The sequence below is a fragment of the Escherichia sp. E1130 genome, from assembly GCF_005781065.1.
Lineage (GTDB): Bacteria > Pseudomonadota > Gammaproteobacteria > Enterobacterales > Enterobacteriaceae > Escherichia.
The window spans coordinates 594,306-618,727 of the sequence record NZ_VATL01000004.1; the positions used below are offsets into that span (position 1 = coordinate 594,306).

General features: G+C 52.3%; 20 protein-coding genes. 12 read left to right on the plus strand and 8 right to left on the minus strand.

The window, feature by feature from the left end; genetic code table 11:
• Positions 1–54: 54 nt before the first annotated feature.
• Entirely contained in the window at positions 55–1,404 is a 1,350-nt protein-coding gene (gene lysC / locus FEK66_RS05620) for a lysine-sensitive aspartokinase 3 (RefSeq protein WP_130224367.1), read from the plus strand.
• Between the two features lie 37 nt (positions 1,405–1,441).
• On the opposite strand, the gene FEK66_RS05625 is transcribed toward lysC, so the two are convergent.
• Complete coding sequence (locus tag FEK66_RS05625; protein ID WP_135495171.1) at positions 1,442–2,230, minus strand: nucleotidyltransferase domain-containing protein; 789 nt, start codon at positions 2,228–2,230, stop codon at positions 1,442–1,444.
• Between the two features lie 303 nt (positions 2,231–2,533).
• Here FEK66_RS05625 and FEK66_RS05630 point away from each other — a divergent pair, with 303 nt between their 5' ends.
• The gene (locus FEK66_RS05630) at positions 2,534–2,806 is read left to right on the plus strand and encodes a DUF3811 domain-containing protein (protein WP_001207629.1); all 273 of its coding nucleotides are present in this window, start codon (positions 2,534–2,536) and stop codon (positions 2,804–2,806) included.
• On the opposite strand, the gene rluF is transcribed toward FEK66_RS05630, so the two are convergent.
• A complete protein-coding gene (gene rluF, locus FEK66_RS05635; RefSeq protein WP_130218604.1) occupies positions 2,807–3,679 on the minus strand; it encodes a 23S rRNA pseudouridine(2604) synthase RluF in 873 nt (290 codons plus the stop codon).
• Between the two features lie 348 nt (positions 3,680–4,027).
• On the opposite strand from rluF, the gene FEK66_RS05640 reads away from it, so the two are divergent.
• The 8 genes from FEK66_RS05640 to pepE all read left to right on the plus strand — a co-directional run bounded on the left by FEK66_RS05640 (position 4,028) and on the right by pepE (position 10,841).
• Entirely contained in the window at positions 4,028–4,975 is a 948-nt protein-coding gene (locus FEK66_RS05640; protein WP_135495172.1) for a sugar-binding transcriptional regulator, read from the plus strand.
• Between the two features lie 70 nt (positions 4,976–5,045).
• Positions 5,046–5,852, plus strand: a complete 807-nt coding sequence (locus tag FEK66_RS05645; RefSeq protein ID WP_130205761.1) for an SDR family oxidoreductase — start codon at positions 5,046–5,048, stop codon at positions 5,850–5,852.
• Positions 5,853–5,861: 9 nt separating this feature from the next.
• Entirely contained in the window at positions 5,862–6,269 is a 408-nt protein-coding gene (locus FEK66_RS05650; protein WP_131162353.1) for a mannose/fructose/sorbose PTS transporter subunit IIA, read from the plus strand.
• Positions 6,269–6,763 carry a PTS system mannose/fructose/N-acetylgalactosamine-transporter subunit IIB gene (locus tag FEK66_RS05655; RefSeq protein ID WP_130205757.1) on the plus strand — a complete coding sequence of 165 codons (495 nt, stop codon included), beginning with the start codon at positions 6,269–6,271 and terminating at the stop codon, positions 6,761–6,763. The genes FEK66_RS05650 and FEK66_RS05655 overlap by 1 nt, the downstream gene beginning before the upstream one ends.
• 65 nt (positions 6,764–6,828) lie before the next feature.
• Positions 6,829–7,626, plus strand: coding sequence for a PTS mannose/fructose/sorbose transporter subunit IIC (locus FEK66_RS05660; RefSeq protein WP_061336292.1), 798 nt, complete (start codon positions 6,829–6,831; stop codon positions 7,624–7,626).
• Positions 7,627–7,636: 10 nt separating this feature from the next.
• The gene (locus tag FEK66_RS05665) at positions 7,637–8,461 is read left to right on the plus strand and encodes a PTS system mannose/fructose/sorbose family transporter subunit IID (protein ID WP_130205755.1); all 825 of its coding nucleotides are present in this window, start codon (positions 7,637–7,639) and stop codon (positions 8,459–8,461) included.
• Between the two features lie 51 nt (positions 8,462–8,512).
• The gene (sorE, locus tag FEK66_RS05670; RefSeq protein ID WP_131162355.1) at positions 8,513–9,742 is read left to right on the plus strand and encodes an L-sorbose 1-phosphate reductase; all 1,230 of its coding nucleotides are present in this window, start codon (positions 8,513–8,515) and stop codon (positions 9,740–9,742) included.
• Between the two features lie 409 nt (positions 9,743–10,151).
• Positions 10,152–10,841, plus strand: a complete 690-nt coding sequence (gene pepE, locus FEK66_RS05675) for a dipeptidase PepE (RefSeq protein WP_133142544.1) — start codon at positions 10,152–10,154, stop codon at positions 10,839–10,841.
• A gap of 76 nt (positions 10,842–10,917) precedes the next feature.
• Here pepE and FEK66_RS05680 read toward each other — a convergent pair whose 3' ends face one another.
• Positions 10,918–12,549, minus strand: coding sequence for a Na/Pi cotransporter family protein (locus FEK66_RS05680; protein WP_135495173.1), 1,632 nt, complete (start codon positions 12,547–12,549; stop codon positions 10,918–10,920).
• A gap of 219 nt (positions 12,550–12,768) precedes the next feature.
• Positions 12,769–16,452, minus strand: a complete 3,684-nt coding sequence (gene metH / locus FEK66_RS05685; protein WP_135495174.1) for a methionine synthase — start codon at positions 16,450–16,452, stop codon at positions 12,769–12,771.
• Positions 16,453–16,651: 199 nt separating this feature from the next.
• Between metH and iclR the strand changes: the two genes are divergently transcribed.
• Positions 16,652–17,476 carry a glyoxylate bypass operon transcriptional repressor IclR gene (gene iclR / locus FEK66_RS05690; protein WP_000226403.1) on the plus strand — a complete coding sequence of 275 codons (825 nt, stop codon included), beginning with the start codon at positions 16,652–16,654 and terminating at the stop codon, positions 17,474–17,476.
• Between the two features lie 15 nt (positions 17,477–17,491).
• Here the strand turns inward: iclR and aceK are convergent, their stop codons facing one another.
• From aceK to metA, 4 genes are all read right to left on the minus strand, one after another.
• Entirely contained in the window at positions 17,492–19,216 is a 1,725-nt protein-coding gene (aceK, locus tag FEK66_RS05695) for a bifunctional isocitrate dehydrogenase kinase/phosphatase (protein WP_135495175.1), read from the minus strand.
• 397 nt (positions 19,217–19,613) lie between these two features.
• Positions 19,614–20,918 (minus strand): isocitrate lyase, encoded by a 1,305-nt coding sequence (gene aceA, locus FEK66_RS05700; protein ID WP_000857847.1) that lies wholly within the window; start codon positions 20,916–20,918, stop codon positions 19,614–19,616.
• 29 nt (positions 20,919–20,947) lie between these two features.
• A complete protein-coding gene (aceB, locus tag FEK66_RS05705; protein ID WP_135495466.1) occupies positions 20,948–22,549 on the minus strand; it encodes a malate synthase A in 1,602 nt (533 codons plus the stop codon).
• Positions 22,550–22,817: 268 nt separating this feature from the next.
• The gene (gene metA / locus FEK66_RS05710) at positions 22,818–23,747 is read right to left on the minus strand and encodes a homoserine O-succinyltransferase (protein WP_130205743.1); all 930 of its coding nucleotides are present in this window, start codon (positions 23,745–23,747) and stop codon (positions 22,818–22,820) included.
• A 156-nt stretch (positions 23,748–23,903) separates the two neighbouring features.
• Here metA and FEK66_RS05715 point away from each other — a divergent pair, with 156 nt between their 5' ends.
• Complete coding sequence (locus FEK66_RS05715; protein ID WP_135495465.1) at positions 23,904–24,347, plus strand: acetyltransferase; 444 nt, start codon at positions 23,904–23,906, stop codon at positions 24,345–24,347.
• Positions 24,348–24,422 lie beyond the last annotated feature (75 nt).

Here is a 24,422-nt window from a genome sequence, read left to right on the forward strand (position 1 = left end):
CTGTTTTGCCTTTGTGCCAAGGTCGCTTCTTTCATTCCCTGACACGAGGTTGTTATGCCCGATATTGTTGTCTCCAAATTTGGTGGTACTAGCGTGGCTGATTTCGACGCCATGAACCGCAGCGCCGACATTGTGCTTTCTGATGTGAATGTGCGTTTAGTTGTGCTTTCTGCTTCTGCGGGCATTACCAATCTGTTGGTTGCACTGGCTGAAGGTCTGGAACCGGTTGAGCGTTTCGAAAAACTCGATGCCATTCGCAATATTCAGTTCGCCATTCTGGAGCGCCTGCGTTACCCGAACGTCATCCGTGAAGAGATTGAACGTTTGCTGGAGAACATTACCGTCCTGGCCGAAGCTGCTGCACTGGCAACCTCTCCAGCACTAACTGATGAACTGGTCAGCCACGGCGAACTGATGTCTACCCTACTGTTTGTGGAGATTCTGCGTGAACGCAATGTTCAGGCCCAGTGGTTCGATGTGCGTAAAGTGATGCGCACAAACGATCGCTTTGGCCGCGCGGAGCCAGATATTGCTGCGCTGGCAGAACTGTCTGCGCTGCAACTAACCCCACGTCTCAGCGAAGGTTTAGTCATCACCCAGGGCTTTATTGGCAGTGAAAGTAAAGGGCGCACCACAACGCTTGGTCGCGGCGGTAGTGACTACACGGCGGCACTATTGGCAGAAGCGTTAAACGCTGCTCGCGTCGATATCTGGACAGATGTGCCGGGGATTTATACTACCGACCCACGCGTCGTGCCTGATGCCAAACGAATTGATGAAATCGCCTTTGAAGAAGCAGCTGAAATGGCAACCTTTGGTGCCAAAGTACTTCATCCGGCAACCTTACTGCCTGCAGTTCGCAGCGATATCCCGGTGTTTGTCGGTTCAAGCAAAGATCCGCGTGCTGGCGGTACTTTGGTGTGTAATAAAACCGAGAATCCGCCGTTGTTTCGTGCGCTGGCTCTGCGTCGCAAACAAACGCTATTAACCCTGCATAGCCTGAATATGCTGCATTCTCGCGGCTTCCTCGCGGAGGTTTTCGGCATTCTCGCACGGCATAATATTTCGGTGGATTTAATTACTACGTCAGAAGTGAGCGTGGCATTAACTCTCGACACTACCGGTTCAACGTCAACTGGCGATACGTTGCTGACACAATCGCTGCTGATGGAGCTTTCAGCTCTGTGCCGGGTAGAAGTGGAAGAAGGCCTGGCGCTGGTGGCTCTGATTGGTAACGATCTGTCAAAAGCCTGTGGTGTTGGCAAAGAGGTGTTTGGCGTACTTGAACCGTTCAACATTCGCATGATTTGCTACGGTGCTTCCAGCCATAACCTGTGCTTCCTGGTGCCAGGCGAAGATGCGGAACAGGTGGTGCAGAAACTGCATAGTAATTTGTTTGAGTAAAAACAGTGCGGCCCGGATGATACTTGCCGGGCCGAATTTATTCTCCCATCACTGTCGCCATCAACAACCTATCCAGCTCCCTGGCATCACCATCCCTACTATCCGGTAACACAGGCGGAATTTCCCCACGCGCCAGTTCCGCATGGATAAACGCATGTAGCAATGGACGGCGTGGGCCATATTCCGCTTCACCCGCACGCTGTTTACGTTCCAGCAACTCATCTATTTCTGCGCGTAAGGCCGCATCCAACTCACTTCCCGCCAGCAATTCGGAAAAACGCATTGGCGGTACGCCTTTTCCCGCTTCGACCCAGCGCACGGCCAGCAGCGGACGCAGCACATAAAAGTATTTTTTCAGCCGCACTTCGTCGCCTTGTAAATAACCGCGAAAATTTTTCCGCGCCATCGAATAATAATGCCAACGCGCACGCAACGGAGAAAACCACATTGGGACCATTGCCTTAAGCGCCGTTATCGTTTCTTCATCTTGTTGATAGACCACCGGTGAATCCAGCCATTCAATTAGCGTCGGGTTCGCACCTTTCAGCAATCCCAGCGCTTTGCGCCATTCCCAACCGGAAACATCTAACTCGTCGTCGATAGGCAGTTCGATAACATCGCGTGGTGACTCTACCCGCAGATACCATTCCAGCGGATGAACATACAAAAACCGCACATCGTAATCGCTGTCGGGCGAAGCAAATCCCCAGCCGCGACTCCCCGATTCGCAGGCGTACAGCACTTTCACGCCATAGCGACGTTCAATTTCCTTTAACTGCTGCGATACCCGTTCACGCATCGCAGCACTGACTCCATTTAATGGCATTTGATTCATCCTTTGATATTAACTACCCCGAACAAGACCACTGAAAACAGAGATGTTATCAATGAGATAGCGTTATTGCGAAAAACAGGCCAGAAGTAAAATTACAACTTTAACGTATTGAATAACAAAGAATTAATTAAATTTTATAAGTTAGCGGTCATTTATTTTCGTTAAATTTTTATCTGTATTTATCGCCAATTATCTAAGCAGATAAAAATAAAGAGAAGGCAAATGAATCTTATCAGTTCTGCTTGCAAATAAATTCCCGTACACTGAACTATCCGATTAACAGAGGGCACCATCATGGCACTCCCCCGTATTACTCAAAAAGAGATGACTGAGCGTGAACAGCGCGAACTGAAGACGCTGCTGGATCGCGCGCGTATTGCACATGGTCGCGTGCTGACCAACGCCGAAACCAACAGCATTAAGAAAGAGTACATCGATAAATTAATGGTTGAGCGTGAGGCTGAAGCGAAAAAAGCCCGCCAGTTGAAGAAAAAGCAGGCTTATAAACCGGATCCTGAAGCATCATTCAGTTGGTCGGCAAATACGTCGACGCGCGGCAAACGCTGATTAACGACCTTTTTTCTTCCGCCCCGGCGAGGCGAAACGCTTGCCGTTTGATGCCGGGCGGCCACCTTTCTCCGCCGTTTTTTCTACCTTCACCACCGGGCGTTTGATGCCTGCCGTTTTCGGTTTGGCCTTCGCTTTGGGCTTCGCCTCGGAAGAGGAATTTTCAATGAGCTTAAAGAGATCGATAAGCTCGTCGTCGGTTAAATCGCGCCATTCTCCCAGCGGAATGCCGCTTAAGCTGACGTTCATAATGCGCGTACGTTCCAGCTTTTTCACTTCGTAGCCAAAGTGCTCGCACATGCGACGGATCTGACGGTTCAGCCCCTGCACCAGGGTAATGCGGAAGACAAACGGCGCTTCTTTTTTGACTTTGCACTTTTTAGTCACTGTCCCGAGGATTGGCACCCCCGCACTCATGCCGCGAATAAACTCCTCGGTAATCGGTTTATCGACCGTCACCAGATATTCTTTCTCATGATCGTTACCCGCGCGGAGGATCTTATTCACCAGATCGCCGTGGTTGGTGAGGAAAATCAGCCCCTGGGAGTCTTTATCCAGGCGTCCAATCGGGAACACGCGTTTGCTGTGGTTAACGAAATCGACAATGTTATCGCGCTCGCCATCTTCGGTGGTGCTGACAATACCGACGGGCTTGTTCAGGGCGATAAGTACCAAATCTTCGGCTTCCCGTGGCTCAATCAACTGACCGTTTACTTTTACAACGTCGCCGGGTTTCACCTGATCGCCAATGGTGGCACGCTTGCCATTAAGGAACACATTGCCTTGCTCGATGTAGCGATCCGCTTCGCGGCGTGAGCAAATTCCGCTTTCGCTGATGTATTTATTTAAACGGACTGATGAGTCGGGCAGCATAAATTCTCCTGTAAAACGCGGAATATACCGTACCTCTTAGCGGGGAAAAACAGGGTTATGCGGCAACGTCGAAATTAAATGTGATCTGCCGCGCCTTTTATCACAAAAGTGTCACCAGAAGCCTGATGCAAATTTGCCTGGCGAAAACCAGGATAATCAACCTATTACGAATCTCTGCACACCTGTGCTGATGACTGCTACGCAGAGAAACAAATGTGCAAGATAAAGCGCCATTTCAACCCAAACAAAGAGTGAAAAATCGCTTTTAAAGGTCACCATGATGGAGTTATATCAGATCAAGCGGTTAAAAAGCATATTTGCACAAATGTGCAAAATCAGGAGGCGGCGATGGAAAACAGTGACGATATCCGTTTGATTGTGAAGATTGCCCAACTCTATTACGAACAGGACATGACGCAGGCGCAAATCGCCCGCGAACTGGGTATTTATCGGACCACCATCAGCCGCTTACTTAAACGGGGCCGCGAACAGGGAATTGTCACCATCGCCATCAACTATGACAACAACGAAAATCTCTGGCTGGAGCAGCAACTGAAGCAAAAGTTTGGTCTGAAAGAAGCTGTGGTGGTATCAGGGCGCGATGAAGAGGAAGACGCTCAGTTGGCGGTAATGGGGTTACACGGCGCGCAATTGTTAGATCGTTTGCTGGAACCTGGTGATATTGTTGGTTTTTCCTGGGGCCGCGCGGTGAGCGCACTGGTTGAAAACTTGCCGCAGGCGGGGCAATCGCGGCAGTTAATTTGCGTGCCGATTATTGGCGGCCCGTCCGGTAAACTCGAAAGCCGCTATCACGTAAACACATTAACCTACAGCGCGGCGGCAAAGCTGAAAGGGGAATCGCAGCTCGCGGATTTTCCAGCTCTGCTAGATAACCCCTTAATTCGTAATGGGATCATGCAGTCTCAGCACTTTAAAACCATCTCAGCCTACTGGGATAATCTGGATGTCGCCCTCGTGGGGATTGGCTCACCGACTATTCGCGATGGCGCCAACTGGCATGCATTTTATGGCGGCGAAGAGAGTGACGACCTGAATGCCCGTCAGGTTGCCGGTGATATTTGCTCACGCTTTTTTGATATTCACGGCGCAATGGTCGAAACGAATATGAGCGAGAAAACACTCTCTATCGAAATGAATAAATTAAAGCAGGCGCGGTATTCCATTGGCATTGCCATGAGTGAAGAAAAATACAGCGGAATTATTGGTGCACTGCGTGGAAAATATATTAATTGTCTGGTAACGAATAGCAGCACAGCTGAACTATTACTGAAATAAAAATCTTCCCGATGTTTACCGTAATAAAAAATTACGGCGGGCCTTTATTACCTAAAATCAGGAGTCTGTTATGCAAACGTGGTTAAATTTGCAGGATAAAATCATTATTGTCACCGGTGGCGCATCCGGTATTGGTCTGGCGATTGTGGATGAATTATTAGCACAAGGCGCGAATGTACAGATGGTCGATATTCACGGTGGCGATGGTCAATATGAAAGTCATAAAGGTTATCAGTTCTGGCCGACCGATATTTCCAGCGCCAAAGAGGTAAATCATACGGTAGCGGAAATTATTCAGCGTTTTGGTCGCATCGACGGTCTGGTCAATAACGCCGGGGTCAACTTCCCGCGTCTGCTGGTCGATGAGAAAGCGCCTGCCGGACAGTATGAACTCAACGAAGCCGCATTCGAAAAAATGGTCAATATCAACCAGAAAGGCGTTTTTCTGATGTCGCAGGCAGTGGCGAGACAGATGGTCAAACAACATGATGGGGTGATTGTGAATGTCTCCTCGGAAAGTGGGCTGGAAGGCTCAGAAGGCCAAAGCTGTTACGCCGCCACTAAAGCCGCGCTCAATAGCTTCACGCGCTCCTGGTCGAAAGAGTTGGGTAAACATGGTATCCGCGTGGTGGGCATCGCGCCGGGGATTCTGGAAAAAACCGGGCTGCGCACGCCGGAATATGAAGAGGCGCTGGCGTGGACGCGCAATATCACCGTCGAACAGCTGCGTGAAGGCTATACCAAAAACGCCATTCCTATTGGGCGCGCCGGAAAATTAGCAGAAGTGGCTGATTTTGTTAGTTATCTGCTATCTGAACGCGCCAGTTATATTACCGGAGTAACCACTAACATTGCTGGCGGAAAAACGCGCGGCTAAGGAGGCTTTATGGTCAATGCCATTTTTTGCGCCCACGGCAAATTAGCTTGCGCCATGCTGGAATCGGTTCAGATGGTGTACGGCGACGCCAATGTTGAGGCAGTTGAATTTGTGCCCGGCGAGAACGCCGGAGACATCGTGGCAAAGCTGGAAAAGTTAGTGAGTATTCACAATCATGACGAGTGGTTAATCGCCGTGGACTTACAGTGCGGCAGCCCGTGGAACGCGGCGGCAACGCTTGCGATGCGTAATCCGCGCCTGCGGGTAATCAGCGGCCTTTCCCTGCCGCTGGCGCTCGAACTGGTCGATAACCAGGACAGCATGAACGTTGATGAACTGTGTGAACACCTGACGCAAATCGCAAAGCAAACCTGCGTTGTCTGGAAACAACTGGCAACGGCAGAGGAGGATTTCTGATGAACATTACGCTCGCCCGCATTGATGACCGCCTAATCCACGGCCAGGTCACTACCGTCTGGTCGAAAGTGGCTAACGCCCAGCGCATTATTATCTGCAATGACGAAGTGTATAACGATGAAGTTCGCCGGACATTATTGCGTCAGGCCGCCCCGCCAGGAATGAAAGTTAACGTGGTCAATATTGAAAAAGCCGTCGCGGTGTATCACAACCCACAATATCAGGACGAAACCGTATTTTATCTTTTTACCCGACCTCAGGATGCCTTAGCGATGGTTCGCCAGGGAGTAAAAATCGGCACCCTGAATATTGGCGGCATGGCCTGGCGACCCGGTAAAAAACAGTTAACCAAAGCAGTTTCATTAGATGACGATGATATTAACGCATTTCATGAGTTAAATAATCTTGGCGTCACGCTGGATTTACGCGTTGTAGCGTCAGATCCTTCCATCAATATTATCGACAAAATAAAAGAACAGTTAGTCGCAAATTAAATAATAGCGCCTGTGTACATATGCTTTAACAGGCAGGGATGACGACACTTAAAAGGTGACAAATCATGGAAATAAGTACCCTACAAATCATTGCCATATTTCTTTTTTCCTGTATTGCCGGAATGGGCAGCGTGCTGGATGAATTTCAGACTCATCGCCCGTTAATTGCCTGTACGGTGATTGGTTTAATTCTCGGTGATTTAAAAACCGGAATTATGCTCGGTGGTACGCTGGAATTGATAGCTCTCGGCTGGATGAACGTCGGCGCGGCGCAATCTCCGGATTCTGCACTCGCCAGCATAATCTCCGCCATTCTGGTTATCGTTGGTCAGCAAAGCATCGCCACCGGTATCGCCATCGCGTTGCCTGTGGCTGCGGCAGGCCAGGTGCTGACGGTGTTTGCCCGCACCATCACCGTTGTGTTCCAGCACGCGGCGGATAAAGCAGCGGAAGAAGCGCGGTTTCGCACTCTCGATATTCTGCATGTCTCCGCGCTTGGCGTGCAGGCACTGCGCGTTGCGATTCCAGCACTGATTGTCTCGCTGTTCGTCAGCGCCGATATGGTGAGCAATATGCTGAGCGCCATTCCCGAATTTGTGACCCGTGGACTGCAGATTGCTGGCGGTTTTATCGTGGTGGTCGGTTACGCCATGGTGCTTCGCATGATGGGCGTGAAATATTTGATGCCTTTCTTTTTCCTCGGTTTCCTCGCAGGTGGCTACCTCGATCTCAGTCTGCTGGCGTTCGGTGGTGTCGGCGTGATCATGGCCCTGCTCTACATCCAGCTAAATCCACAGTGGCGTAAAGCTGAACCACATCCCCAGGCCACCACTATCACCGCCCTTGACCAACTTGATGATTAACGGAGCCATCATGGAACAGAGAAAAATTACACGCAGCGATCTGGTGAGCATGTTTCTGCGCTCCAACCTGCAACAGGCGTCCTTCAACTTTGAACGCATTCATGGGCTGGGCTTTTGCTACGACATGATCCCCGCCATCAAGCGACTCTACCCATTAAAAGAGGATCAGGTTGCGGCGCTCAGGCGACACCTGGTGTTCTTCAATACCACGCCAGCCGTATGTGGTCCGGTCATCGGCGTGACCGCCGCCATGGAAGAAGCGCGGGCCAACGGTGCAGAAATTGATGACGGCACCATTAACGGCATCAAAGTCGGTCTGATGGGACCATTGGCAGGGGTTGGCGATCCACTGGTCTGGGGAACCCTACGCCCGATTACCGCCGCGCTCGGCGCATCTCTGGCTCTTTCTGGCAACATTCTCGGCCCACTGCTGTTCTTCTTTATTTTCAATGCAGTACGTCTGGCAATGAAATGGTATGGGCTGCAACTGGGCTTTCGTAAAGGGGTGAATATCGTCAGCGATATGGGCGGTAATTTGCTGCAAAAACTGACTGAGGGCGCATCGATTCTCGGACTGTTTGTGATGGGCGTGCTGGTCACCAAATGGACGTCGATCAACGTGCCGTTGGTAGTTTCGCAAACGCCTGCCGCCGATGGCTCCACCGTCACCATGACCGTGCAGAACATTCTCGACCAACTTTGCCCTGGTTTGCTGGCGCTCGGTCTGACGCTGCTGATGGTGCGTCTGCTCAACAAAAAAATTAACCCGGTATGGCTGATTTTCGCCCTGTTTGGCTTAGGGATTATCGGCAATGCACTGGGCTTCCTGTCCTGATTCTTCGCCCCGGCGCAACCGTCGGGGCCATCGTTCAACACGAGGTGGTTTATGAAAACAACAGCTCTGCGTCTTTATGGTAAACGTGATTTACGCCTGGAAACCTTTGATCTTCCTGAAATGCAGGAGGATGAAATCCTCGCGACGGTGGTCACCGACAGCCTGTGCCTCTCTTCCTGGAAAGAGGCCAATCTGGGTGAAAACCATAAAAAAGTACCCGACGATGTAGCGACCAATCCCATCATCATCGGCCATGAATTTTGCGGCGATATTCTGGCCGTGGGTAAAAAGTGGCAGCACAAATTTCAGCCGGGCCAGCGCTATGTGATTCAGGCCAACCTGCAATTGCCGGAAAGCCCGGACTGCCCCGGTTACTCTTTCCCGTGGGTGGGTGGTGAAGCCACACATGTGGTTATCCCAAATGAGGTTATGGAACAGGATTGCCTGCTGGCATACGACGGCGAAACCTACTTTGAAGGCTCGCTGGTTGAACCGCTTTCCTGCGTGATTGGCGCGTTCAACGCCAACTATCATCTTCAGGAAGGTAGTTATAACCACACGATGGGGATTCGCCCGCAAGGGCGCACACTGATCCTCGGCGGCACCGGACCAATGGGACTGTTAGCGATTGATTATGCGCTGCATGGGCCAGTTAACCCGTCGCTACTCGTTATTACCGATACCGACAATAACAAATTGAGTTATGCGCGACAGCACTATCCATCAGAACCGCAAACACTGATTCATTATCTCAATGCCGCCGATGCAGCATTTGATACGTTAATGGCACTGAGTGGCGGTCACGGCTTCGATGATATTTTCGTCTTTGTGCCAAATGAAGGACTGGTGACTCTCGCCTCTTCCTTGCTGGCGACAGATGGTTGTCTGAATTTCTTCGCCGGACCGCAGGATAAGCACTTCAGCGCGCCAATTAATTTCTACGATGTGCATTATGCCTTTACTCATTACGTTGGCACATCGGGCGGCAATACCGATGACATGCGTGCGGCGGTCAAACTGATCGAAGAGAAAAAAGTGCAGGCCGCAAAAGTGGTAACACATATTCTTGGGCTGAATGCTGCGGGCGAAACCACGCTTGAATTGCCTGCCGTCGGCGGCGGCAAAAAACTGGTGTATACCGGGAAAGACCTGCCGCTGACGTCACTCACGCAGATTCAGGATCAAGCACTGGCGGCAATTCTGACGCGTCATCAGGGAGTATGGTCCGGTGAGGCGGAGCAATATCTGCTCACTCATGCAAAGGCAATCAGCCATGATTAATCGCGATACTCAACTGTGCATGTCGCTGGCCGGTCGCCCCGGCAACTTCGCGACCTGATGCGCAGCTGATTACTGAAGCGGCACAATTTGCACGAGAAGGATAAGAAACATCAGCGCATTAAGGGGCGCTCTGATTGGTGGCAAAGTACACGTTGTTCATGCCGGATGCGGCGCAAACACCTTATTCGGCCTACAAAATCGCGAAAATTCAAGATATTGCGATTAGCTTGTAGGCCTGATAAGCGTAGCGCATCAGGCAATCTTACGTTTGTCATCAGCCTCAGCGCCTTGTTTGCTAACCGTCTTCAGAACGCCTGGTACAATGTGTGACATCGTGAGCCACGTCAGTAAGTGGTTAAATTTGCAGTGGTAGCATTCCTTCCGTGTTTTCTTACTAACCGGAGAAGTAATGGAACTGCTTTTATTGAGTAACTCGACGCTGCCGGGTAAAGCCTGGCTGGAACATGCGCTGCCGTTGATTGCTGAACAGTTGCAAGGTCGCCGTTCAGCGGTGTTTATTCCTTTCGCTGGCGTAACGCAAACCTGGGATGATTATACGGCCAAAACGGCTGCGGTCCTTGCCCCACTTGGCGTTTCTGTCACCGGTATTCATAGCGTGGCCGATCCTGTTGCCGCGATTGAAAATGCTGAGATCGTGATTGTCGGCGGCGGCAACACTTTCCAGTTGCTGAAACAGTGCCGCGAGCGCGGGCTGCTGGCACCAATTACTGACGTGGTTAAACGTGGCGCGCTGTATATTGGCTGGAGCGCAGGCGCTAACCTTGCTTGCCCAACTATCCGCACCACCAACGATATGCCGATTGTCGATCCGCAAGGTTTCGATGCGCTGAATCTGTTCCCGCTGCAAATCAACCCGCACTTCACCAACGCGCTGCCGGAAGGCCATAAAGGGGAAACGCGCGAGCAGCGTATTCGCGAACTGCTGGTCGTCGCGCCAGAACTGACCATTATTGGCCTGCCGGAAGGTAACTGGATCACGGTGAGTAAAGGTCACGCTACGCTGGGCGGCCCGAATACCACTTATGTATTTAAAGCTGGTGAGGAAGCGGTGCCGCTGGAAGCGGGTCACCGTTTTTAAGTGAATTGCCGGATGCATGATCCGGCATCTTGTACATAGTGCCTGATGCGACGCTTGACGCGTCTTATCAGGCATATTAATACTCGTCCCGTCCCTCATCTTCATCCGGCTGTTCCAGCACACTGTAAGCCACCGAACAAAACAGCGAGTTCAGACGCTGCATATCGCCCAGTAAGCCTAAATGCAGCGAACTGGTTTCAATGCTTTGCACGTTTTGCTGATGCAGGCGATCGACGTGAGCATGGGAATAACGGCGATTAAGAATGCGAAAGCGATGCTTACTACGGCGCAAACGACGAGCGCTGGTGACATCGCCAGAGAAGAACACCGACATTGCCAGCTTTAAATTACTGAGCAATTGCTCATAGAGCGCATCTAGTTCCTTCAACCCATCAAGCGAAAATGCCCGCCGTGCTGCCAGTGATTTGTCAGCAATTTCGCTGCCCATGCGCTCGACGATATCGGAAGCCTGCTCCAGGTTGAGAGCCATTTCGATAATCTCTGCCCAGCGGCGCGACTCTTCTTCCGCCAGCTCTTCTTTTGGCATCCTCGCCAAATAAAGTTTAATCGCGGTGTAGAGGACGTTGATATCATCCGCCAGCTTGCGCAACACCTTCTCTTCACGCGGTTCACCGTGCATCACTTTATTCAGCCCTTCCATCATCTGTTCCATCGCGTCACCGATGCGCAGTGTTTCACGGGCGGCATTCGCCAGAGCAAGAGTCGGAGTATCCAGCGCACTAACGTCCAGATGTTTTGGTTTCAGATGGGCATCCAACTCAGGTTCATCGCGAATAATCGTTTTGCAAAATCGCGCCATTGGATCGACAAACGGCAGCATGACCAGGCAACGAACGAGGTTGTAGAAGACGTGGAAATAGATAACCAGTTCCGCTTTTGGCAAAGGCAGTTTATCCATTGATTCAGCCAGAACATGGACAAATGGCAGGATAATCAAGCTCCCCACCAGCTTAAACAACAAGCTACCCATCGCAACACGTCGAGCGGCGGCATTGGCGGCACTATTGTTGAGCATCGCCAGCAGGCCGGAACCGAGGTTGGCTCCGATTACCAGACAGAGCGCCACCGGGAAGGAGATAATGCCTGCGGCGGTCAAAGTAGCGGTCAGCAATACAGCAGCAAGGCTGGAGTAGCTGATAACGGCGAACATCGCGCCAATCAGCGCATCCAGCAGAATATCGCCAGTCAACGAAGCAAAGATCACCTGAACGCCGTTTGCCTGGGTGATCGGCGTTACGGCCTGCACAATCAACTCCAGCGCCAGCAAAATCAGCCCAAGACCAATACCGACGCGGCCCAGTTGCCCGGCGCGTGACTGTTTGCGTCCGAGGAAAAAAATAACGCCGATAAAAATGAGCAGCGGTGACAACCAGGATAAATCGAAGGTGAGGACCCGCGCCATTAGCGCCGTCCCGACATCAGCCCCCAGCACAATCACCAGCGCGGGCGCGAGAGCAACCAGATCCTGGGCGACAAACGAGGTCACCAGCATGGTGGTGGCATTACTACTCTGTACCAGTGCGGTAACGCCGATCCCCGCGCAAAAGGCGAGCGGCTTCTTTTCGACGCTCCGGCTAAGGACTGTACGCAGGCGTGCGCCGAAGACGCGCATTACGCCTGTTCGAACAATATGCGTCCCCCAGACCAACAGGGCGACGGCAGAAAGCAGGTGAAGCAGCGTTAACACGAGTTCAGGTTCTCCTTATCGTTATATGTTCCTGAAGCAATTGAATGACCAAAGGACCGGAAACACGCTGGCTGGCATCTTTACTGTGCCTTTTGACATTCGTTTTTCCGGCTAAGATTATTCCCGCCTGATTCCAGTATAAGTGTTTCATATTAATAAAGAGACAGGGCACCCATTGAGTGCCCTGTTTGTTGTAAGGAAAAGTGACATATTTGTGAATCAGTCCGCGTCATACCCCAGATTCGGCGCCAGCCAGCGCTCAACTTCGGTAACGCTCATACCTTTACGACGGGCATAGTCTTCGACCTGATCGCGTTGAATCTGCGCCACGGCATAGTACTTGCTGTCCGGATGGCTGAAGTACCAACCCGAAACCGATGCACCGGGCCACATCGCGAAAGATTCCGTGAGTTTCATGCCAGTGTGTTTTTCCACTTCCAGCAGCTCCCAGATGGTGGCTTTTTCCGTGTGTTCCGGGCAAGCCGGATAGCCCGGTGCCGGACGGATGCCCTGGTAGTTTTCGCGGATCAGCTCTTCGTTGCTGAGGTTCTCGTTCGGCGCATAGCCCCAGTAAACTTTACGCACGCGCTCATGGAGATATTCTGCAAAGGCTTCCGCCAGACGATCGGCAAGGGCCTTCACCATGATTTTGTTGTAATCATCGTGCTGCACTTCGAACGCATCAGCCAGCGCGTCTTCTTCCAACCCACCAGTCACGGCAAATGCACCGATGTAATCTGCTTTACCAGAAAGCTTCGGCGCAACGAAGTCAGCGAGACAGTAGTTAGCGAAGCCCGTTTTTTCGGTCTGTTGACGCAGATGGTGGCTGACGTTGATCACATGTGTACGCGTTTCGTCACGGTAGATTTCAATGTCATCGCCCACACGGTTTGCCGGGAACAGGCCCACCACGCCACGCGGATTCAGCGTTTTCTCGGCGCTTAATTTATCCAACATGTCGTTGGCGTCTTTAAACAGCCGCTTCGCCTCTTCGCCCACCACTTCATCTTCCAGAATGCGCGGATACTTCCCGGCCAGCGACCAGGTCATAAAGAACGGCGTCCAGTCGATATAATTACGCAGCGTTTCAATGCTGGCTTCGACTTCCTGCACGCCGAGACGGTGTGCCACGGGCGGCGTGTAAGCCTGCCAGTCAAAAGCGAAATCGTTATCGCGCGCCGCTTCCAGCGTAACTGGCGGGGTGCGCGGTTTCTTGCGTCCGTGCTGAATACGCACGGTTTCGTACTCTTTGCGGGTACGAGCGACAAAGTCGTCATGCTGAGTGTCAGAAAGCAGCGCCGCCACGACGCCAACGGTGCGCGAGGCGTTCTGCACATACACCGTCGGGCCGCTGTAGTTTTGCTCGATTTTCACCGCCGTGTGCGCTTTTGAGGTGGTCGCACCGCCAATCAGTAGCGGAATGGTGAAGCCCTGACGCTCCATCTCTTTCGCCACGTTGACCATTTCGTCCAGCGATGGCGTGATCAATCCCGAAAGACCAATCAAATCGGCATTCACTTCTCTGGCGGTACGGAGGATTTTTTCCGCAGGCACCATCACGCCGAGATCGACGATTTCATAGTTGTTGCATTGCAGCACCACGCCAACGATATTTTTACCGATATCGTGCACATCGCCCTTCACGGTGGCGATCACCATCTTGCCGTTGGTTTTGCCCTGCTCTTTGCTGGCTTCGATAAACGGTTCGAGATACGCCACCGCCTGTTTCATGACGCGCGCCGATTTCACCACCTGCGGCAGGAACATTTTCCCTTCGCCAAACAGGTCGCCGACCACGTTCATGCCGTCCATCAGCGGGCCTTCAATCACCTGAATGGGGCGCTCGGCCTGCTGGCGGGCTTCTTCGGTGTCCTGTTCGATAAACTCGGTAATGCCTTTGACCAGCGAGTATTCCAGACGTTTATTCACGTCCCACGAGCGCCACTCCGCCTGCTGGGCGTTAGCGGTATCGTCGGTTTTGCTGCCGCGATATTTCTCGGCAAGTTCCAGTAAACGCTCGGTGCCATCGTCGCGACGGTTAAGGATCACATCTTCCACCGCGTCGCGCAGTTCGGCGGGCAGGTCGTCGTAAATCGCCAGTTGCCCGGCGTTGACGATCCCCATATCCATACCGTTACGAATGGCGTAGTAGAGGAACACCGCGTGAATAGCTTCGCGCACCGGATCGTTACCACGGAACGAGAAGGAAACGTTAGAGACGCCGCCGGAAATCAGCGCGTGCGGCAGTTCGCGTTTGATGTCTTCACACGCGCCGATAAAGTCCTGCGCGTAGTTGTTGTGCTCTTCAATGCCAGTTGCGACCGCGAAGATGTTCGGATCAAAGATGATGTCTTCCGCCGGGAAGCCGACTTCCTCGGTGAGTATTTTGTACGCCCGACGGCAAATTTCGATTTTCCGTGCACGGGTATCGGCCTGGCCCTGTTCGTCAAAGGCCATTACCACCACCGCTGCACCGTAACGACGCAACAGTTTCGCATGATGGATAAAGGCGTCGACGCCCTCTTTCATTGAGATAGAGTTAACAATGCCTTTGCCCTGAATACACTTCAGACCTTTTTCAATGACGTCCCATTTTGAGGAGTCGATCATAATCGGCACGCGGGCAATATCCGGCTCACCAGCAATCAGGCTGAGGAAACGCACCATCGCCGCTTCGGCATCGAGCATCCCTTCATCCATGTTGATATCGATAATCTGCGCGCCGCTTTCCACCTGCTGACGCGCCACATCCAGCGCCTCGCTGTATTTCTCTTCTTTAATCAGGCGTTTGAATTTGGCAGAACCGGTGACGTTAGTCCGCTCGCCGACGTTAACAAACAGGCTGTCTTCGCCAATGTTCAGCGGCTCAAGGCCGGACAAACGGCAGGCGACGGGAATCTCCGGCAGTTTGCGCGGCGCTAATCCTTCTACTGCGCGACTCATTGCCGCAATATGTCGTGGCGTGGTGCCGCAGCAACCGCCGACGATATTGAGGAATCCCGCTTCCGCCCATTCACGTATCTGTTTTGCCATCGTGTCGGCATCGAGATCGTATTCACCAAAAGCGTTGGGCAGCCCGGCGTTCGGGTGGGCGGTGACGTAGCATTCTGCAATCCGAGACAGCTCCTGCACGTACTGGCGCAGTTCATCGGGTCCCAGCGCACAGTTCAGGCCAAAGGTCAGCGCTTCGGCGTGGCGCAATGAGTTGTAAAATGCTTCGGTGGTCTGCCCGGAGAGCGTGCGCCCGGAGGCGTCGGTGATGGTGCCGGAGATCATAATCGGCAGTTCAACGCCCAGCGCTTCGAACTCCGTTTTCACCGCAAAAATCGCCGCTTTGGCGTTAAGGGTGTCGAAAACGGTTTCAATCAGGATCAGATCCGCGCCACCTTCCACCAGCGCTTTGGTGGATTCGCGATAAGCCGCCACCAGCTGGTCAAAAGTGATGTTGCGGAATGCCGGATCGTTTACGTCCGGCGATATAGACGCCGTGCGGTTGGTTGGGCCGAGAACACCAGCAACGTAGCGCGGTTTCTCCGGCGTGCGCGCGGTCCACTCGTCAGCACAAGCACGCGCCAGTTTCGCCGCCGCAAAGTTGATTTCCGCCGACAGGGATTCCATCTGGTAATCCGCCATCGCAATCGTCGTGGAGTTGAAGGTGTTGGTTTCGATGATATCTGCGCCCGCTTCAAAGTAAGCGTTGTGGATGGCGGAGATCACTTCCGGTTTGCTGAGAACCAGCAGGTCGTTGTTACCTTTAAGATCGCAAGGCCAGTCGGCAAAACGTTCACCGCGAAAATCTGCCTCGTTCAGTCGATAACTCTGGATCATGGTGCCCATACCGCCGTCCAGCACCAGAATACGTTCATTTAACTGCGCACGCAGTTGTTCAACTTTGCTGCTCACACTCGCTCCCGACACGCTCAACCCAGACTGTAAAAAAATTCAACAGACCATACTGGCATAAACGCATCAGTGGTAAAAGCGACCACCACGCAACATGAGATTTGTTCAACATTAACTCATCGGATCAGTGTGGCAACTATTGCATTACACCGTAATAAAAATGAAAATGATTTCCACGATACAGAAAAAGGAGACTGTCATGGTCGCACCCATTCCCGCAAAACGCGGCAGAAAACCCGCCGTTGCCACCGCACCCGCGACTGGACAGGTTCAGTCTTTAACGCGTGGGCTGAAATTACTGGAGTGGATTGCCGAATCCAATGGCAGTGTGGCACTTACGGAACTGGCACAGCAAGCCGGATTACCCAATTCCACGACTCACCGCCTGCTAACCACGATGCAACAGCAGGGTTTCGTGCGTCAGGTCGGTGAACTGGGTCACTGGGCGATCGGCGCACATGCTTTTATGGTCGGCAGCAGCTTTCTCCAGAGCCGTAATTTGTTAGCCATTGTCCATCCTATTCTGCGCAATCTGATGGAAGAGTCTGGCGAAACGGTCAATATGGCGGTGCTGGATCAAAGCGATCACGAAGCGATTATTATCGACCAGGTGCAGTGTACGCATCTGATGCGTATGTCAGCCCCTATCGGCGGTAAGTTACCGATGCATGCCTCTGGTGCCGGTAAAGCCTTTTTAGCCCAACTAAGCGAAGAGCAGGTGACGAAGCTGCTGCATCGCAAAGGATTACATGCCTATACCCACGCGACGCTGGTGTCTCCTGTGCATCTAAAAGAGGACCTCGCCCAGACGCGTAAACGTGGCTATTCATTTGACGATGAAGAACATGCGTTGGGGCTTCGTTGCCTCGCGGCGTGTATTTTCGATGAGCACCGCGAACCATTTGCCGCAATTTCGATTTCCGGGCCGATTTCACGTATTACCGACGACCGCGTAACCGAGTTTGGCGCGATGGTGATTAAAGCGGCGAAGGAAGTGACGCTGGCGTATGGCGGAATGCGATGACTTTTCGTCTCTGATTTATACGAATCGCACGCTAAACCGCTGCCTGCGCCGATACGCATAAACATCTTCCACGTGCCCTTCACGGATACGGTTTTGTAGCGCTCGCCAGTAATCAGCGCGGAACAGGTCGGCGTGCATCTCTTCAAACAGTGGCCCAATGCGCGGGTCGGCACATAGCCAGTGGCGGAATTCTTCCGGGAAAACATCGCCCGGCGAAACGCTGTACCACGGCTCACTGGCAAGTTCGTCTTCCGGGTAGCGCGGCGGTGGGATGTCGCGGAAATTCACTTCCGTCATGTAGCAAATTTCATCGTAATCATAAAACACCACGCGCCCGTGACGGGTGACACCAAAGTTTTTAAATAGCATGTCGCCGGGGAAGATGTTGGCGGCGGCAAGCTGGCGAATAGCGTTGCCGTACTCTTCAATAGCGTCGCGCAGCTGTTGGCCCTCAACCTGTTCCAGCCAGATATTGAGCGGCACCATCCGCCGTTCAATGTAGAGATGGCGAATCACAATCTGTTCGCCGAGATCGGTGATTTTTTCCGGCGCTTCCTGGAGCAGTAATTCCATTAATGCCGGTGCGATTTGCCGCTTCTCCAGCACAAAGTTTTCAAACTCCTGGGTGTCCGCCATTCGACCTACACGATCGTGCTCTTTAACCAACTGATAGCAGGCGCGAACGTGAGCGGCAGACATCTCTTTCTGCGGCGCGAACTTGTCTTTAATCACTTTGAATACCCGATCAAAGCCCGGCAGCGTGAACACCAGCATCACCATTCCACGAATGCCCGGCGCTTCAATAAATTGCTCATTACAGCCTTGCAGATAAATCAGATATTCACGGTAACTTTCAGTTTTGGCGTGCTTCTGGCAGCCGATGGCCATGTACAGCTCTGCGGTCGTTTTGCCCGGTAGAATTTCCCGTAACCACTCGACCAGTGCGGCAGGTAGCGACGCGTAAACCATAAAATATGAACGCGCGAAGCCAAAGACGATGCTCGCTTCGGCGGTCGTCGTCAGGCAGGTATCAATAAACAGCTCGCCGTCGTCCGCCTGGTGGATAGGCAGCAAAAAGGGCAACGTGCCGGAAGGCGTGATCAGTTTGCCCACCAGCCAGGCGGCTTTATTGCGGTAAAACAGTTCGTTCGCCACCTGTAAATGGCTTTCCGCGAGGTTTTCTGTCCCCAGCGTTTCCGTCAGATGGCGAATGATGTAATGAATGTCACGGCTTTTATTCTGCCAGCGCAGACGCAGCGGCAGGTCGCTGAGGACACGCATTAGTAGCGATTCCCAGCCGTGATCGGGATAAAAGTCTTTTGCCAGCGGGCGCGGAATGGTACGAAAGCGACGCTCTGGCTGGGAGCTAAAGATAAAAAGCCGCTCGGGAGTCAGCGAGCGGTGGTCAAATAACCGACAGTACACAGAGTTAAAAAAGCTCTCCGCAATCTCGAAGCGCGGGTAATCCGGCAACAGCCGGGTGTAATGCTCTTTGACGCGCAGTAAAAATTCCGCGTCCGTGCTTTGGCCGTTAGTGATACAGCGCAGCTGTTCCACCACCAGACCAACATGATGATCATAAAGATGGATACGGTTTTTCATCGCCTGCTGGACAGCGTGCCAGTCGGCTTGCTCGAAACGCTGCTGCGCCCCGGAGGTCACTTCGAGAAATCGACCATACTGAGCGTCGAAACCTTGCAAAATGGTTTGTGCAATCAGTAATTCCAGGCCACGCGGCATTTGTTGTCCTCGTCGGGAGCAGAGAATTGCCGGATAAGACGCGCAAGCGTCGCATCAGATGCTCGTTGCCGGATGCGGCGTGAACGCCTTATCCTGCCTACAGTCAGCAACATTTGTAGGCATGATAAGACACGCAAGCGTCGCATCAGGCGCTCATTGCCGGATGCGGCGTGAACGCCTTATCCGGCCTACGGTCAGCAACATTTGTAGGCATGATAAGACGCGTAAGCGTCGCATCAGGCGTTGATTGCTGGATGCGGCGTGAACGCCTTATCTGGCCTACGCGTCAGCAACATTTGTAGGCATGATAAGACGCGCAAGCGTCGCATCAGGCGCTCATTGCCGGATGCGGCGTGAACGCCTTATCCGGCCTACAGTTAGCAACGTTTATCGGTTGTTAGAACTGCGATTCTTCGGTGGAGCCGGTCAGCGCGGTAACTGACGACGTGCCGCCCTGAATAATGGTCGTCACTTTATCGAAATAACCTGTCCCCACTTCCTGCTGGTGAGAAACAAAGGTGTAGCCATCTTTCGCGGCGGCGAATTCCGGTTGCTGCACTTTTTCAACATAGTGCTTCATACCCTCGCCCTGCGCATAGGCGTTTGCCAGGTCGAACATGTTGAACCACATGCTGTGGATGCCTGCCAGGGTGATGAACTGGAACTTGTAACCCATATCCGACAGCTGCTGCTGGAAGCTGGCAATAGTTTTGTCGTCGAGGTTTTTCTGCCAGTTGAACGACGGCGAGCAGTTATAAGCCAGCAGTTTGCCCGGATATTTCGCGTGGATGGCTTCCGCAAAGCGACGCGCCAGTTCCAGATCCGGCGTGGAGGTTTCACACCATACCAGGTCAGCATACGGCGCATACGCCAGGCCGCGGCTGATCGCTTGTTCAATACCTGCATGAGTACGGAAGAAACCTTCGTTGGTGCGCTCGCCGGTAATAAATTCGCTATCATACGGGTCGCAATCGGAGGTGATCAGATCCGCCGCATCAGCATCGGTACGTGCAACCAGCAGGGTTGGAACGCCCGTCACGTCAGCTGCCAGACGCGCCGCGACCAGTTTCTGAATAGCTTCCTGAGTTGGCACCAAAACTTTGCCGCCCATGTGACCGCATTTCTTCACTGACGCCAGCTGATCTTCGAAGTGAACTGCCGCTGCACCGGCTTCAATCATCGCTTTCATCAGTTCAAAGGCATTCAGGACACCGCCAAAACCGGCTTCCGCATCAGCAACGATCGGCAGGAAGTAATCGACATAGCGCGGATCGCCCGGCTCAATGCCCGCGGACCACTGGATCTGATCCGCACGGCGGAAAGTATTGTTGATCCGCTCCACTACGGCAGGAACCGAGTTCGCCGGATAGAGCGACTGATCCGGATACATGCTGGCCGCCAGGTTAGCGTCTGCCGCAACCTGCCAGCCAGACAGGTAGACCGCTTCAATGCCCGCTTTCGCCTGTTGCAGCGCCTGACCGCCAGTCAGTGCACCGAGGCTGTTGATGTAGCCTTTTTTCGACTCGCCATGCAGCAGACGCCACATTTTCGCCGCGCCCAGTTGCGCCAGCGTGCATTCAGGATTGACTGAACCGCGTAATTTCACCACATCTTCCGCGCTGTATGGGCGAGTAATGCCTTCCCAACGCGGTTGAGTCCACTCTTTCTGTAATTCTTCAATTTGTTGTGTACGGGTTTTCATGTGCAGATGCTCCATAGTTATGTGGTGGTTTACGCTAACAGGCGGTAGCCTGGCAGGGTCAGGAAATCAATTAACTCATCAGAAGTGGTGATCTGTTCCATCAGGCGTGCGGCATCGTCGAAACGCCCCTGGGAGAAACGTTCTTCGCCCAGTTCGCTGGCAATGACTTTCATCTCTTCGCCCAGCATCTGGCGGAACAAGGCTTTGGTCACCGGTTTGCCATTGCTCAACGTTTTTTGATGATGGATCCACTGCCAGATCGAGGTACGGGAAATTTCAGCCGTCGCCGCATCTTCCATCAGGCCATAAATCGGCACACAGCCGTTGCCAGAGATCCACGCTTCGATGTACTGCACAGCCACGCGAATGTTGGCGCGCATACCGTCTTCGGTGCGTTCACCATCACAAGGTGCCAGCAGCTGATCGGCAGTAATCGGCGCGTCTTGTTCGCGCATCACCTCAAGCTGGTTTTTGCGGGAGCCGAGAATGTCGTTGAATACCGCCATTGCCGTATCCGCAAGGCCTGGGTGAGCGATCCATGTGCCATCGTGACCGTTATTGGCCTCCAGCGATTTATCCGCTTTTACTTTGTTGAGCACCTGGTTATTGAGCTCTTCATCTTTGCTCGGAATAAACGCCGCCATGCCGCCCATCGCAAAAGCACCGCGTTTATGGCAGGTTTTAATCAACAGGCGTGAGTAAGCATTCAGGAAGGGTTTATCCATCGTCACTGCCTGTCTGTCTGACAGGACGCGATCGGGATAGTTTTTCAACGTTTTGATATAGCTGAAGATGTAATCCCAGCGACCGCAGTTCAGACCAACAATATGGTCACGCAGCGCGTGAAGGATTTCGTCCATCTGGAACACGGCAGGCAGCGTTTCAATCAGCAACGTCGCCTTGATAGTGCCGCGCGGCAGATTAAAGCGATCTTCTGCATAGCTGAAGACTTCGCTCCACCAGGCCGCTTCCTGCCAGGACTGGGTTTTCGGCAGATAGAAATAGGGGCCGCTGCCTTTTGCCAACAGTGCCTGGTAGTTGTGAAAGAAATAGAGCGCAAAATCAAACAGGCTGCCAGGAATCGCTTCGCCGCGCCAGGTGACATGTTTTTCCGGCAAATGCAGGCCGCGTACCCGACAAATCAACACCGCGGGAATTGGCTTGAGCTGATAGATTTTGCCTGCTTCATTGGTGTAACTGATGGTGCCGTTAACCGCATCGCGCAGGTTAATTTGCCCATCGATCACTTTGTTCCAGTCTGGTGCCAGTGAATCTTCGAAATCGGCCATAAACACTTTCACATTCGCGTTGAGTGCGTTGATCACCATCTTGCGCTCAACCGGGCCAGTTATCTCGACTCGACGATCTTGTAAGTCCGCAGGAATCCCGCGAATTTTCCAGCCTGCATCACGAATGGAAGCTATTTCCGAAATAAAATCAGGCAACGTTCCGTTATCGATATCCCGCTGCTGCTGAATGCGCGCTGCCAGAAGTTTATTGCGTTGGGGCGTAAAATGCGTCACCAGCTCAGTCAGAAATTCTACCGCCTCGGCAGTGAGAACTTGCTTTTCCTGCTCGCCATACGGCCTTGTGAAAGCCAGTTCATCGGTTGTTGTTGCCTGTTCAGTCATCGTGCAGCTCCTCGTCATGGATCCGAAAACTTCCCCACTGTGAACGAAGGATCGTTGTGTGCTTTTCGTTCAGCACAACTAAGACTACTCATTTAAAATGCAAAATCAAAAACAATTTCCATTTTAAATAAAAATATATGATAACTTATTGATAACAATATGAATAAAATTTATTCACCTGCTGAGGTGTGTTTCGGAAATAAAAAAGGCACCCGAAGGTGCCTGAGGTAAAGTGCTGAATCGCTTAACGATCGACCGCCACAGAAGATTAATCCAGTGTAGGATTCATACGGCGTAGATCGTATGGCGTGATCTGGTAGACGTAATAGTTGAGCCAGTTGGTAAACAGCAAATTGCCATGACTGCGCCAGCTCGCTCGCGGTTTGTTTTGCGGATCGTTGTGCGGGAAATAATTATACGGTACATCCGGGTTTAGTCCGGCTTCCACATCGCGGAAATATTCCTGCGCCAGCGTTTGCGCATCATATTCGGGATGGCCCGTCACAAAGGCAATGCGCTTATCTTTACTGGCAAACAGATATGCATCCCCTTCTTCTGTCTCCGCCAGAATTTCCAGATCGGTATAATCACGAATCAACGCTGCCGGAAAGTCAGCATAGCGCGAATGTGGTGCAAGAAATGAATCATCAAAGCCACGCGTCAGAAGCGCATGAGGATGGAGAATATGATGCTCGTAAACGCCAGAGAGTTTGTCGGTGCGAGTTTGCTTAGGAATGCCGTAGAGGATATTGAGCGCGGCCTGTACCGCCCAGCAAACAAACAGCGTTGAGGTGACGTGATCTTTCGACCACTCCAGCACCTGTTTGATCTGCGGCCAGTAAGCGACATCATTAAACTCCACCAGACCCAGCGGCGCACCGGTGACTATCAGACCGTCAAAGTTCTGTTCCTGAATATCTTCAAAGTTACAGTAGAAGTTGTTCAGATGCTCTGCGGGCGTGTTGCGCGATTCACGGGAATCGATGCGCAACAGCTGAATATCGACCTGTAAAGGCGAGTTTGAAAGCAGGCGTAAGAACTGATTTTCAGTTTCGATCTTCTTCGGCATCAGGTTAAGGATAAGCACCTTTAGCGGACGAATTTCCTGACCAGACGCGCGAGAAGTTGTCATTACAAAGACGTTTTCTTCACGCAAGAAATTGACGGCGGGTAGCTCGTCCGGCACACGAATCGGCATAACCTGATTACCTCACTACATACGCTTATACGTTTAGACATCCAGATAGCTGAAGATAACCAGAAAATTTACCAATGTCGAGCCTGCATGTTGAAGGTGAGAAAGTTTCAAGGAAAAGGCTACGTTAGAATATAAGAATGACTAAAAGGAGAGAAAATGGTTATTAGTATTCGCCGCTCACGGCATGAGGAAGGGGAGGAACTCGTTGCGATTTGGTGTCGTTCTGTCGATGCCACCCACGATTTTTTATCAGCAGAGTATAGGGCCGAATTGGAAGAGCTGGTGCGTTCCTTTCTGCCGGAAGCACCGTTGTGGGTCGCGGTTAATGAGCGGGATCAGCCGGTTGGGTTTATGTTATTAAGTGGGCAGCATATGGATGCGCTGTTTATCGATCCTGATGTGCGCGGCTGCGGCGTGGGTCGGATGCTGGTGGAGCATGCGCTCTCGATGGCACCGGAACTGACAACCAACGTTAATGAGCAAAATAAGCAGGCGGTTGGGTTCTATAAGAAGATGGGCTTTAAGGTTACAGGGCGCTCTGAGGTGGACGATTTGGGGAAACCGTATCCGTTGCTGAATCTGGCGTATGTGAGGGAATAATGCGCTGTTGCCCCCTACCGTAACCCTGCGTAGGACGAATAAGACGCACCAGCGCCGCATCCGGCATTTTTTTCT

What these genes read in the sequence shown, in the direction of transcription:
- FEK66_RS05715 (WP_135495465.1), top strand. Translation starts at nt 23,904, where the DNA reads ATGGTTATTAGTATTCGCCGCTCACGGCATGAGGAAGGGGAGGAACTC.
- FEK66_RS05645 (WP_130205761.1), top strand. Translation starts at nt 5,046, where the DNA reads ATGCAAACGTGGTTAAATTTGCAGGATAAAATCATTATTGTCACCGGT.
- sorE (WP_131162355.1), top strand. Translation starts at nt 8,513, where the DNA reads ATGAAAACAACAGCTCTGCGTCTTTATGGTAAACGTGATTTACGCCTG.
- lysC (WP_130224367.1), top strand. Translation starts at nt 55, where the DNA reads ATGCCCGATATTGTTGTCTCCAAATTTGGTGGTACTAGCGTGGCTGAT.
- pepE (WP_133142544.1), top strand. Translation starts at nt 10,152, where the DNA reads ATGGAACTGCTTTTATTGAGTAACTCGACGCTGCCGGGTAAAGCCTGG.
- FEK66_RS05625 (WP_135495171.1), bottom strand. Translation starts at nt 2,230, where the DNA reads ATGCCATTAAATGGAGTCAGTGCTGCGATGCGTGAACGGGTATCGCAG.
- aceA (WP_000857847.1), bottom strand. Translation starts at nt 20,918, where the DNA reads ATGAAAACCCGTACACAACAAATTGAAGAATTACAGAAAGAGTGGACT.
- aceB (WP_135495466.1), bottom strand. Translation starts at nt 22,549, where the DNA reads ATGACTGAACAGGCAACAACAACCGATGAACTGGCTTTCACAAGGCCG.
- FEK66_RS05630 (WP_001207629.1), top strand. Translation starts at nt 2,534, where the DNA reads ATGGCACTCCCCCGTATTACTCAAAAAGAGATGACTGAGCGTGAACAG.
- FEK66_RS05665 (WP_130205755.1), top strand. Translation starts at nt 7,637, where the DNA reads ATGGAACAGAGAAAAATTACACGCAGCGATCTGGTGAGCATGTTTCTG.
- aceK (WP_135495175.1), bottom strand. Translation starts at nt 19,216, where the DNA reads ATGCCGCGTGGCCTGGAATTACTGATTGCACAAACCATTTTGCAAGGT.
- FEK66_RS05640 (WP_135495172.1), top strand. Translation starts at nt 4,028, where the DNA reads ATGGAAAACAGTGACGATATCCGTTTGATTGTGAAGATTGCCCAACTC.
- FEK66_RS05655 (WP_130205757.1), top strand. Translation starts at nt 6,269, where the DNA reads ATGAACATTACGCTCGCCCGCATTGATGACCGCCTAATCCACGGCCAG.
- rluF (WP_130218604.1), bottom strand. Translation starts at nt 3,679, where the DNA reads ATGCTGCCCGACTCATCAGTCCGTTTAAATAAATACATCAGCGAAAGC.
- FEK66_RS05660 (WP_061336292.1), top strand. Translation starts at nt 6,829, where the DNA reads ATGGAAATAAGTACCCTACAAATCATTGCCATATTTCTTTTTTCCTGT.
- iclR (WP_000226403.1), top strand. Translation starts at nt 16,652, where the DNA reads ATGGTCGCACCCATTCCCGCAAAACGCGGCAGAAAACCCGCCGTTGCC.
- metA (WP_130205743.1), bottom strand. Translation starts at nt 23,747, where the DNA reads ATGCCGATTCGTGTGCCGGACGAGCTACCCGCCGTCAATTTCTTGCGT.
- FEK66_RS05650 (WP_131162353.1), top strand. Translation starts at nt 5,862, where the DNA reads ATGGTCAATGCCATTTTTTGCGCCCACGGCAAATTAGCTTGCGCCATG.